This is a genomic window from Endozoicomonas sp. 2B-B (genome assembly GCF_053470045.1).
In genome coordinates, this window is the sequence record NZ_JBLZMU010000001.1 from 879,446 (window position 1) to 892,806 (window position 13,361).

Annotated in this window: 4 protein-coding genes; all 4 read right to left on the reverse strand. The window is 46.1% G+C overall.

Annotated features, from left to right (window positions below; all coding sequences use genetic code 11):
* Positions 1-152: 152 nt before the first annotated feature.
* Positions 153-3,008 (reverse strand): CHY zinc finger protein, encoded by a 2,856-nt coding sequence (locus ACOMHB_RS03530; RefSeq protein WP_448215525.1) that lies wholly within the window; start codon positions 3,006-3,008, stop codon positions 153-155.
* A 371-nt stretch (positions 3,009-3,379) separates the two neighbouring features.
* On the reverse strand, positions 3,380-6,181 hold the full coding sequence (locus ACOMHB_RS03535) for a hypothetical protein (RefSeq protein WP_448215526.1): 2,802 nt from the start codon (positions 6,179-6,181) through the stop codon (positions 3,380-3,382).
* Positions 6,182-6,445: 264 nt separating this feature from the next.
* Positions 6,446-9,736, reverse strand: a complete 3,291-nt coding sequence (locus tag ACOMHB_RS03540) for an RING finger domain-containing protein (protein WP_448215527.1) — start codon at positions 9,734-9,736, stop codon at positions 6,446-6,448.
* Between the two features lie 319 nt (positions 9,737-10,055).
* Complete coding sequence (locus ACOMHB_RS03545) at positions 10,056-13,280, reverse strand: RING finger domain-containing protein (RefSeq protein ID WP_448215528.1); 3,225 nt, start codon at positions 13,278-13,280, stop codon at positions 10,056-10,058.
* Positions 13,281-13,361 lie beyond the last annotated feature (81 nt).

The following is a 13,361-nucleotide window of genomic DNA, read 5'->3' on the forward strand; positions in this document are numbered from 1 at the left end:
AGGTCTTATTATTCGTAGAAAAAACAGATAATAGACAAGAATTTCAAAATTGCTAAATGGATTAATTGCTCTGTGCCACAGAGCCTTGTCCTCTTTCCGTGTTGCAATACTGAAGCGGTCACTGGCGGCGACTATTAAATCGAGCCAGATGGTTAATTATTTCTTTCAACCGGCGGAACGTATAGAGGTTGTCTGCAAACAGGGCAGGTTCTTATCCCTTTACGGAGCATTGCAGCGTAGCAATCATCATGTACTTTGTGAGAACAGTACATTATCAAGCAGCCGTCGAAGGAATCTTTCAGGCAGATGCAGCACTTATCGTGGCCTGAGTTTTCCCGGCATTCGTGATTACTTTGATACCTTATATCCAGGCAGATATTACAAACATCACAGTGAAAGGACTCATCCTTGTTTATTCGGCAAATTCCGCATTTATGGCAATGGAATGGTTTTAGTTCCATATTGTCGAATTCTTTACATTGTGCACAGAAATACTCCGACATGAGTTCGTTGCATCCCGGGCACGCCTGGGAGTCTTCCGTAATATCCCCCTCATAGTTACAGAGAGAACATTGAAGCCTTTTTGCTTGAAAAGCCTGACGATCTGTAAGGTCGCATTTCTTACTTTTGTTATGACATCTATAGCAGGGAAAATACCCTTCACAGCACCCAAAGTTTACACGACATAACCTATGGTAATGATTGCACAATGGCATTGGTTCTTTTCGCACAGGTGTCTTTAACTGCTCGTTTGACGGGTTTGCCTCCTCATTATGGGCACTCGACTGCTGCTCAGAAGCAGAACGCTCTGCGCCATTGCTTTGCATCGCCGGGCTGGCCGCTACCCTCTGTTGTTTTTCTCTCCCTGGTCTTGGATCAACAGATGAGGGTCCTGCCTGTAATCGCTCTTGGGAAACGTTATTTTGCTGATAGGCAAGGGCAGGCTGATTTGGCTCTGCCTCCAGCTCTGAGTATCTACCAGTCACTATGCAATGGGAACTGCCGGAAGAGCCAGAAGCTCTTTTGTTACTATTAGCTTGCTGGTGGATGGTACTTGTATCTTTATTGCTGACAATTGTTTCGTCAGAGATAGTATCGCTTTTACCGGTGACAGGCTCTATAGAAGGCACTTGTTGTAAGTGGGGATTTTTTGCATAACCCATCAGCTCATCTGAGAGGCGTTCTAATTCAGAAATCGATGGGTGTTGGTGAAATTGTATAAAGGTATTTAAAAAGCGGTTGGGAAATGTCAATGATTGTGGATTAATCATAAGAACATGCCTTGTGGGCAAATCTGATATTTTCCCCAACAGATTACGAATCAGTTCAACCGGGTTTGAATAGATAAGGAACAATTGAGCGAAGTACTCAGTAAAGCAACATCTTTCAAACTGGCTCATAGGTGGCTCTGTGTCAGATTGATTGACCTTGTGGATTATGTCCAGAGCAATCTTATACAACATCAACAGGTTGTTGTTGCCCTCTTCGGGCATTGCCCGGGCAGGTGGAATGATTGGTCGAAGCAGAGACAGAGTGTGAAGGTTATTCAAATACTGTTTTGTATTGCTTGTGGCCTCTATCAGCTGCTCGATAAAAAGGTTGCGCAGTGAATTCTCGTTGCAAGAACGCTGCAGTTTCAGTACGGCTTCAAGAGGAGTGACAGTATCTGCGGTGTTGGTACTTTTTGTTTCCAGAACCCGCAAACGCTGTGGCATGTCCAGTTCATTCAGTATTTGCCTGAGCTTAAAAACTGCTCCGGGATCTTGACTTTCAATGATGGCTACAAGCCGGTTCGCAAGTACCTGGAGGTCTTCAGTGGTAGTTTTTTTTTCACTCTCTTCGCCATCGTCGTCTTTTCTGTTATTGCCATTCCCGCTGCCATCATGGCCTTCTCCCGGTGACTGGTTGTCCTGATTTTCAGGTTCTTCTTTTTTCTCCTTTTGGTGATCGTTATTTTCGTTCTTTGGTCCCGAATTGGGTGCGCTACCAGAGGGTTGTCCCTCCCCATTAGCTGCCATCAGGCCACCGCCATGATTTGTCTGCAAGGCACTACGCTCAAGAAATCGTTTGCAACAGCCAAGCTGCCATTGGAGGCTTTCGCTGGCGGGGCAGGAAGTGGCGGCCTGCTGGAGGAGGGTGTTCCAGAAATCAACATCGTTCAGTTGTTCAATATTGAGGAAGTCAAGCCAGCCAAGAGGTATAGCGGCTTCGCTGGAAGAGCCATCGGCATTAACCCGTGTCATTTTCAGACGTGCCGGGGAGTGTTGCTCTTCAAACGAAATAGAATCTTTACCAATGGACATCAGCCAGTTGATGACGGGTTTCAGGATAACCAGATCTATTTCAAATAAACCCGATGGTCCCCCCCCGCCACCTCCCCAGGGTGGGGGTGGGAGTAAATAGAAGAAGCCACCGTTGCCGCCACCGGGAAAATCAGCGGTGCCAGCGAGCTTGCCGCCTGTCAATGTCACTGTGTTATTCCGGGTTTGGCCGGTTTCCAGTTCACTGCCGGTCGTGTTGTCGGAATAGACCAAAAGGGTTAATGGAGTCGTATGGGGTTTGCCGTTAAGGAGTTGATTGGTGGTGACAGAAGTTAATTCTGGTCTGTCTGCCGTCGTGGATTTCAAGCGAATAAGTGTGCCATTTTCAGAGGCATGTTGAGAGAGGTGTTGGAAGTCGGGTGTTTGTTCTTTTGTCAGTATGGTCAGTTGATAACAATAGTTGCCCGGGTCGTTCGTCACTGATATCGCAATACTGTTCAAATCTGCTGACACAACAGGTGTCTTAAAGCAAAAGGTGCTGTTTCGATTGTTGAAACTGTCCGGAAGCAGCAAACTCACTTGCCACTGACTGACAGCCTGAGGGGCTGTGCCGTGATTGATTTCAATCCGAACCTTGTGCCTGCCGGGATTATGTCGGTCAATGATGGTTGAGGAGTAGCACAAGGTCACAACCAACATAGTCATCAGGAAAAGAACAAATGTTATGAATAAACGGTAAGAATGCATTCAAATCTTTCTGCACTAAATGTGTTATTAATACCAACCCGCCTTCCCTGTCTGACAGAAAACGCCAGGACAATCTGTGCCGACTTTCTGCTTTGGAAAAATAAAGGAACATTATTGACCGGTTTTATTATCCGTAGGACAAACAGAGAGTAGACAAGAATTTCTGAATTGCTATTTGTGTTACTTGTTTTGTGCAACAGAGCCTTCGTCAGTATCAACCTGAAAGTGACTTGCAGGACTTGATACCGGGCTGTGGTAGCAGTATGGTGCTGTTATTTTTAAAAACTCATTTTATACCAATCGAACGTTCTAACTCCCTATGTAAGTCAGACGCGGTCACCGGTAGCGACTATTAAATTCAGTCAGATGGTTTAATGATTGTTTCCAACAAACCAGGCGTCTGTAGGGTTTCTGCAAATAGGGCAGGTTCTTATCCCGTTTTTAAGCATTGCAGTGCTGCACTCACCATGTACTTTGTGGTAGCAAGGCATTATCTTGCAGCCGTGGAAGGTATCTTCCAGGCAGATGCAGCACTCATCGTGGCTTGAGTTTTCTCGGCATTTGTGATTGTCTTGAAACCTTGTATTCAGGCAGATATCACAAACATCACAGTGAAAGGCCCTATCCTTAAATGTTCGGCAAATTCCACATTTATCGCAGTGGTATGGTTTTTTTTCTAAATCGGTGAAGTGTTTGCATTGTGCACAGAAATACTCCGACATTAGTTCGTTGCATCCCGGGCATGTCTGGGAGTCTTCCGTAATATCCCCCTCATAGTTACATAGAGAACATTGAAGCCTTTTTGCATGAAAATCCTTACGATCTGTAAGGTCGCATTTCTTACTATTGTTATGACATCTAGGGCAGGGGAAATACCCTTCGCAACACCCAAAGTTTACACGACAAAACCTATGGGAATGATTGCACAATGGCATTCGCTCTTGCACAGGTGTCTTTAATTGCTCGTTCGACGGGTTTGTCTCCTCATTATGGGTACTTGACTGCTGGTCAGAAGCAGATCGGTCTTGTGCACTAGTGGTTTGATCATCACCGGATGAAGGTCCTGCCTGTAATCGCTCTTGGGAAGCGTTATTTTGCTGATAGGCAAGTGCAGGCTGATCTGACTCTGCCTCTGGGTATCTATCAGTCAGTATGCAAGGGGAACTTCCGGAAGAGCCAGAGGCTCTTTGGTGGCTATCAGCTTGCTGGTGGGTGGTACCTGGATCTTTATTGCTGACAAGTGTTTCGTCAGAGAGAGTATCGCTGTTATCGATGACAGGCTCTACAGAAGGCACCTGTTGTAAGTGGGAATTTTTTGCATAACCCATCAGCTCATCTGAGAGGCGTTCTAATTCAGAAATCGATGGGTGTTGGTGAAATTGTATAAAGGTATTTAAAAAGCGGTTGGGAAATGTCAATGATTGTGGATTAATCAGAACAACACGCCTTAAGCACAAATCTGATATTTTCCCCAACAGATTACGAATCAGTTCAACCGGGTTTGAATAGGCCAGGAACAATTGAGCGAAGTACTCAGTAAAGCAACAGCTTTCAAACTGGCTCATAGGTGGCTCTGTGTCAGATTGATTGACCTTGTGGATTATGTCCAGAGCAATCTTATACAAAATCAAAAGGTTGTTGTCGCCCTCTTCGGGCATTGCCCGTTCAGTTGGAATGATTGGCCGAAGTAGAGACAGAGTGTGAAGGTTATTCAAATTATGTTTTGTATTGCTTGTGGCCTCTATCAGCTGCTCGATAAAAAGGTTGCGCAGTGAATTCTCGTTGCAAGAACGCTGCAGTTTCAGTACGGCTTCAAGAGGAGTGACAGTATCCTCGGTGTTGATGCTTTTTGTTTCCAGAACCCGCAAACGCTGTGGCATGTCCAGTTCATCCAGTATTTGCTTGAGCTTAAAAACTGCTCCGGAATCTTGACTTTCAATGACGGCTACAAGCTGGTTCGCAAGTACCTGGAGGTCTTCAGTGGTAGTTTTTTTTTCACTCTCTTCGCCATCGTCGTCTTTTCTGTTATTGCCATTCCCGCTGCCATCATGGCCTTCTCCCGGTGACTGGTTGTCCTGATTTTCAGGTTCTTCTTTTTTCTCCTTTTGGTGATCGTTATTTTCGTTCTTTGGTCCCGAATTGGGTGCGCTACCAGAGGGTTGTCCCTCCCCATTAGCTGCCATCAGGCCACCGCCATGATTTGTCTGCAAGGCACTACGCTCAAGAAATCGTTTGCAACAGCCAAGCTGCCATTGGAGGCTTTCGCTGGCGGGGCAGGAAGTGGCGGCCTGCTGGAGGAGGGTGTTCCAGAAATCAACATCGTTCAGTTGTTCAATATTGAGGAAGTCAAGCCAGCCAAGAGGTATAGCGGCTTCGCTGGAAGAGCCATCGGCATTAACCCGTGTCATTTTCAGACGTGCCGGGGAGTGTTGCTCTTCAAACGAAATAGAATCTTTACCAATGGACATCAGCCAGTTGATGACGGGTTTCAGGATAACCAGATCTATTTCAAATAAACCCGATGGTCTCCCCCCGCCACCTCCCCAGGGTGGGGGTGGGAGTAAATAGAAGAAGCCACCGTTGCCGCCACCGGGAAAATCAGCGGTGCCAGCGAGCTTGCCGCCTGTCAATGTCACTGTGTTATTCCGGGTTTGGCCGGTTTCCAGTTCACTGCCGGTCGTGTTGTCGGAATAGACCAAAAGGGTTAATGGAGTCGTATGGGGTTTGCCGTTAAGGAGTTGATTGGTGGTGACAGAAGTAAATTCTGGTCTGTCTGCCGTCGTGGATTTCAAGCGAATAAGTGTGCCATTTTCAGAGGCCTGTTGAGAGAGGTGTTGGAAGCCGGGTATTTGCTCTTTTGTCATTAGCAACAGTTGGTAGCAATAGTTGCTCTGGTCGTTCGTCAACAATATCGCAATACTGTTGGAATCTGCTGACACCACGGGTGTCTTAAAGCAAAAGGTGCTGTTTCGATTGTTGAAACTGTCCGGAAGCAGCAAACTCACTTGCCACTGACTGACAGCCTGAGGGGCTGTGCCGTGATTGATTTCAATCCGAACCTTGTGCCCGCCGGGATTATGTCGATGAATGATGGTTGAGGAATAGCAAAAAGGCACCACCGCCATAGCCAGTAGAGGAAGAACAAATGCTATGAATAAGCGTAAAAAAAGCATTCAAATCTCGCTATATAACTGGTTCAACAATTCCAATCGGCACTCTTTGCCTGATGAAGTCTGTGAGAACAGTCTGTGCTGATTTTCCGCTATGGAAAAATAAGGAACACCATTGGTTGTTCTTGTTATCCGAAGTAGAAACAGAGAATAGCCAAGAATTTCTGAATTGCTATGTGGGTTAATTGCTCTGTGCCACAACGCTTTCGGCAGCGTCAACCTGAAAGTATCCTGCAGAGCCTGATACCGGGTTGTGGTACCGGTCTGCTAGCGGCGACTATTGATTAAGGTCAAAATCCTGTCAATTAACTGAGCGGATAGAGGGTATCTGCAAACAGGGCAGGTTCTTATCTTGTTCGTAATCATCACCGTAGCGCAATCCTGGTGAACTTTGTGAGTGCAGGGCAATATCACGGAATTGTGGAAAACATCTTCCAGGCAGATGCAGCACTCATCATGGCCTGAATCTGGCCGACATCGGTGATTGCCTTGTGCACTTTTATCCATACAGAAATTGCAAACATCACAGTGAAAGGACTTCTCCTTTTCTGTTCGGCAAATTCCGCATTTATCGCAGTGGTATGGTTTTTTTTCTAAATCGGTGAAGTGTTTGCATTGTGCACAGAAATAGTCGGACATTAGTTCGTTGCATCCCGGGCATGTCTGGGAGTCTTCCGTAATATCCCCCTCATAGTTACATAGAGAACATTGAAGCCTTATTGCATGAATAACCTTACGATCAGTAAGGTCGCATTTCTTACTATCGTTATGACATTTGTTGCATGGGAAATAACCTTCACAGCACCCAAAGTTTACGCGACATAACCTACGGCTATGAATGCACAGTTGCCTTTGTTTTTTTTCCACAGGTGTCCTTAACTGCTCATTCGACGGGTTTGCCTCCTCATTATGGGTGCTCGACTGCTGGAAAGAAGCAGAATGCTCTGCGCCATTGCTTTGCAACGTCGGGTTGGTCGCCATCATCTGTAGCCTTGCTATCATTTGTCTTTCCAGCTGTTTTAACTGTTGTCTTTTTTGCTCTTGTTTTGCCTCAGCGTGTCTTTCCAGCTCGGCGAGAACATGACTTGGCAACGGAGAGCTGACCGGCAACATCTGTCGCCTTGCTATCATTTGTCTTTCCAGCTGTTTTAACTGTTGTCTTTTTTGCTCTTGTTTTGCCTCAGCGTGTCTTTCCAGCTCGGCGAGAACATGACTTGGCAACGGAGAGCTGACCGGCAACATCTGTCGCCTTGCTTTCATTTGTCTTTCTAGCTGTTTTAACTGTTGTCTTTTTTTCACCCGTCTTTTCAGAGCGTGTTTTGCCAGCTCTTCGAGAAGGGGTCCATCGATCAGGAGGTTACTTAAGTGGTTTTGATTTGTCCTCAACACTGCCAAATCGGATCGTTCCTGTGTCCCGGTGGCTTGAAGATCACCAGATGAAGGTCCTGCTTGTAATCGCTCCCGGGAAGCGTCATTTTGCTGATGAACAAGGGCAGGCTGATTTGAACTTGCTTCCAGCTTTGGGTTTCTACCAGCCAGTAAGCAAGGGGAGCTGCCGGTAAAGCCAGAGGCTCTCTGGTTGCAGACAGCTCGCTGGATGGTACTTGTATCTCCACTGCTGGCAATTGTTTCGTTAGCGGTAGTATCGCTGTTACCGATGAAAGGCTCTATAGAAGGCACTTGTTGTAAGTGGGAGTTTTGTGCCTGCCTCATCAGCTCATTTAAGAGGCGCTTTAATTCAGGATAGGATGGGTGTTGGTGAAATCGCGTGAAGTTATATAAAAAACAGGCGGGAAATGTCAATGATTGTGGATTAATCATAACATCATACCTTAAAGCTAAATCTGATATTTTCCCCAACAGATTACGAATCAGTTCAACCGGGTTTGAATAAATCAGGAACAATTGAGCGAAGAACTCAACAAAGCAACACTTTTCAAATTGTCCCACAGGTGGCTGTTGGTCAGATTGATTGGCTTTGTGGATTATGTCCAGAACAATTTTATTCAAAATCAACAGGTTGTTGTCGCCTGCTGCGAGCACTGCCTGATCAGGTGGAATGGCCGGTCGGAGTGTAGATAGAATGTTGAATTTACTCAAATTCTTTTTTGTATTGCAAGTGGCCTTTATCAGCTGTTCGATAAACAGGTTGCGTGATGAATTCTCGTTGCAAGAACGTTGCAGTTTCAGTATCGCTTCAAGAGGAGTGACAGTATCTGCGGTGTTGGTACTTTTTGTTTCCAGAACCCGCAAACGCTGAGGCATGTCCAGCTCATTCAGTATTTGTCTCAGTCTAAAAACTGCTCCGGGGTATTTACTTTCAATGATGGCAACAAGCCGGTTCGCAAGTACCTGAAGGTCTTCAGCGGTAGCATTTTTTCCACTCTCTTCGCCATCGTCGTCTTTTCTGTTATTGCCATTCCCGCTGCCATCATGGCCTTCTCCCGGTGACTGGTTGTCCTGATTTTCAGGTTCTTCTTTTTTCTCTTTTTGGTGATCGTTATTTTCGTCCTTTGGCCCCGAATTGGGTGCGCTACCAGAGGGTTGCCCCTCCTCATTAGCTGCCATCAGGCCACCGCCATGATTTGTCTGCAAGGCACTACGCTCAAGAAATCGTTTGAAACAGCCAAGCTGTCGTTGGAGACTTTCGCTGGCGGGGCAGGAAGTGGCGGCCTGCTGGAGGAGGGTGTTCCAGAAATCAACATCGTTCAGTTGTTCAATATTGAGGAAGTCAAGCAAGCCAACAGGTATAGCGGCTTCGCTGGAAGAGCCATCGGCATTAACCCGTGTCATTTTCAGACGTGCCGGGGTGGGTTGCTCCTCAAACGAAATAGAATCCTTGCCTATGGACATCAGCCAGGTGATGACGGGTTTCAGGATAACCAGATCTATTTCAAATAATCCCGATGGTCTCCCCCCGCCACCTCCCCAGGGTGGGGGTGGGAGTGAATAGAAGAAACCACCGTTGCCGCCACCGGGAAAATCAGCGATGCCAGCGAGCTTGTCGCCTGTCAATGTCACTGTGTTATTCCGGGTTTGGCCGGTTTCCAGTTCACTGCCGGTCGTGTTGTCGGAATAGACCAAAAGGGTTAATGGGGTCGTATGGGGTTTGCCGTTAAGGAGTTGATTGGTGGTGACAGAAGTTAATTCTGGTCTGTCTGCCGTCGTGGATTTCAAGCGAATAAGTGTGCCATTTTTAGAGGCCTGTTGAGAGAGATGTTGGAAGTCGGGTGTTTGCTCTTTTGTCAGTATCAACAGTTGGTAGCAATAGTTGCTCTGGTCGTTTGTCATCAATATAGCAATATTGTTCGGATTTGCTGACACGACAGGTGTCTTAAAGCAAAGGGTGCTGTTTCGATTGTTGAAATTGTCCGGAAGCAGCAAACTCACTTGCCACTGACTGACAGCCTGAGGGTCTGTGTCGTCATTGATTTCAATCCGAACCTTTTGCCCACCGGGGTTATGTCGGTCAATGATGGTTGAGGAATAGCACAAGGTCACAACCAACATAGTCATCAGGAAAAGAACAAATGTTATGAATAAACGGTAAGAATGCATTCAAATCCCTGTCTGACAGAAAACGTCAGGACAATTCTGTGCTGACTTTCTGCTCTGGAAAGATAAAGGAACATTATTGACCGGTTTTATTATCCGTAAGACAAACAGAGAGTAGACAAGAATTCCTGAATTGCTATTTGAGTGACTCGTTATGTGTATCAGAGTCTTCGGCATTATCAACCTGAAAGTGTCGTGCAGGGCTTGATACCGGGCTGTGGTAGCAGTACAGTGCTGCTATTTTTAAAAACTCATTTTTACCAATCGAACGTTCTAACTCCCTATGCAAGTCAGACGCGGTCGCTGGTAGCGACTATTAAATTCAGTCAGATGGTTTAATGAATATTTCATCAAACCAGGCGTCTAAAGGGTGTCTGCAAATAGGACAGGTTCTTATCCCGTTTATAAACATTGCAGCGCCGCACTCACGATGTACCTTGTGACTGCAAGGCATTATCCTGCCGCCGGAGAAGGTATCTTCCAGGCAGATGCAGCACTCATCGTGCCTTGAGTTTTCCCGGCATTTGTGACTGTCTTGAAGTCTTGTATTCATGCAGACATTACAAACATCACAGTGAAAGGCATTATCCTTAGATGTTCGACAAATTCCGCATTTATCGCAGTGGTATGGTTTTTTTTCTAAATCGGTGAAGTGTTTGCATTGTGCACAGAAATACTCCGACATTAGTTCGTTGCATCCCGGGCATGTCTGGGAGTCTTCCGTAATATCCCCATTGAATCCACACACAGAGCATAAAAGCTGCGTTGCGTGAGCAGCTTTTCGAGAGGTAACTTCGCATCGATCACTTTTGTTATGACATTTATGGCAAGGGAAGTACCATTGACAGCACTCAAATTTTACATAGCAGAGCCTGCGGTAATCTTTGCACAATGGCTTTCGTTGTTCTTGTGCAGATGTCTTTAACTGCTCTTTCGGCGGGTTTGCTTTCTCATTGTCGGTGTTCAACGGATGGAAAGGAGCTAAAAACACTGTGCCATTGCTGTTCATCGCAAGATTATTGGTTTGTACCCTCTGATTGGCTGATGCCGTCTGATAATCTGATCGATGGATCAAATGGTCTACTAATTCTTGTTGTCTTCTGAGATCAACGTGCAACTTTTTGATTTGTTCCTTCAAATGCAGTGCTTCAGTGGTTGCTTTGACCATACACTTATAAAGCTCCTGATCTTTTGTAACCAGGTTTTCACTCATCACAACTAACTCCTGATTCTCTAGTTTTAATCCTTGAATCTTCTTAGTTAGCTCCTGAATCATTGTTCTTAACGCTTGAACTTCTGCAGTTAAAGACTGCTTCTCTACTGGTAATTCTTGAGCCTGTTCAGTTAACTCTTTAGTCTGTTGTCTTTTTTTCTCTTTTTTTTCCTGAGCGCGGCCTTTCAGCCTAACGAGAAGGGAGTCATCGGTCGAATGTTTAGTTGAGAAGTTTTGATTTATCCCAGACGCCTCCAAATCGGATCGGTTGTGTGCTCCGTTGGTGAGATGATTACCATAAGAAGACCCTGTCTGAAATCGCTTTTGGGAAGAGGCATTTTGCTGATCACCAGGGTCAGAAAGCTTTGGCCTGGCCCCTTGCTGTAAGTATCTATAAGCTGGCAAGACAGGGGAACTGCCGGTAGACCCGGTGCTGTTAACTAGTGAGGGCTCTTGCAGTATGCGGGAAGCGGGCGCCTGTCTCATCAGTTCATTTGAGAGGCGTTCTAACTCATGGAACGATGGGTGCTGTTCAAGTTGTATCAGGGTTTCTCGAAAAGGGATGGAGAATGTAAATGATTGTGCAAAAATCATAATATCGCGTCTTATCACTGAATCTGATATTTTCTCCAACAGTTCACGAATGGATTCAAGTGGGTTTGAATAGAGCAGGAGTAATTGAACGAAGTACTCAGTCAAGCAAGATTTTTCAAAGTGTCCTAATGATGGCTGTTGGACAGATTGATTGAACCTGTTGATGATGTCCTGAACAATCTTATACAAAATCATCAGGTTATTGTCACCAGCTTCGGGCATTGACCGGTCAGGTGGAATCATTGGTTGGCGTTCAGACAGAATGTTGACAGTATCCAAAGTTCTTGTTTGAACGCTCGTAGCTTCGATTAGCTGCTCGATAAACCGGTTGCGCGTTGAGTTTTCATAGAAAGATCGCTGCAGTTTCAATATTGCCTCAAGAGGCGTGACACTATTACCACTGGTGTTTGTGCTTTTTGTTTCGATAACCTGCAAACGCTGAGGCATGTCCAGCTTATCCAGTATTTGTCTCAGTTTAAAGACTGCTCCGGGGTATTTACTTTCAATGATGGCAACGAGCCGGTTCGCAAGTACCTGAAGGTCTTCAGCGGTAGTATTTTTTCCACTCTCTTCGCCATCGTCGTCTTTTCTGTTGTTGCCATTTCCGCTGCCATCATGGCCTTCTCCCGGTGACTGGTTGTCCTGATTTTCAGGTTCTTCTTTTTTCTCCTTTTGGTGATCGTTATTTTCGTTCTTTGGCCCCGAATTGGGTGCGCTGCCAGAGGGCTGTCCCTCCCCATTAGCTGCCATCAGGCCACCGCCATGATTTGTCTTCAAGGCAGTACGCTCAAGAAATCGTTTGCAACAGCCAAGCTGCCATTGGAGGCTTTCGCTGGCGGGGCAGGAAGTGGCGGCCTGCTGGAGGAGGGTGTTCCAGAAATCAACATCGTTCAGTTGTTCAATATTGAGGAAGTCAAGCCAGCCAACAGGTATAGCGGCTTCGCTGGAAGAGCCATCGGCATTAACCCGTGTCATTTTCAGACGTGCCGGGAATGCTTGCTCCTGAAACGAAATAGAATCTTTACCAATGGACATCAGCCAGTTGATGACGGGTTTCAGCATAACCAGATCTATTTCAAATAATCCCGATGGTCTCCCTCCGCCACCTCCCCAGGGTGGGGGTGGGAGTGAATAGAAGAAGCCACCCTTGCCGCCACCGGGAAAATCAGCGATGCCAGCGAGCTTGTCGCCTGTCAATGTCACTGTGTTATTCCGGGTTTGGCCGGTTTCCAGTTCACTGCCGGTCGTGTTGTCGGAATAGACCAAAAGGGTTAATGGGGTCGTATGGGGATTGTCGTTAAGGAGTTGATCGGTGGTGACAGAAGTTAATTCTGGTCTGTCTGCCGTCGTGGATTTCAAGCGAATAAGTGTGCCATTTTTAGAGACATGTTGAGAGAGATGTTGGAAGTCGGGTGTTTGCTCTTTTGTCAGTATCAACAGTTGGTAGCAATAGTTGCTCTGGTCGTTTGTCATCAATATAGCAATATTGTTCGGATCTGCTGACACGACAGGTGTCTTAAAGCAAAGGGTGCTGTTTCGATTGTTGAAATTGTCCGGAAGCAGCAAACTCACTTGCCACTCACTGACAGCCTGGGGGTCTGTGCCGTCATTGATTTCAATCCAAACCTTTTGCCCACCGGGATTATGTCGGTCAATGATGGTTGAGGAATTGCACAAGGTCACAACCAACATAGTCATCAGGAAAAGAACAAATGTTATGAATAAACGGTAAGAATGCATTCAAATCCCTGTCTGACAGAAAACGTCAGGACAATCCTGTGCTGACTTTCTGCTCTGGTAAAATAAAGGAACATTATTGAC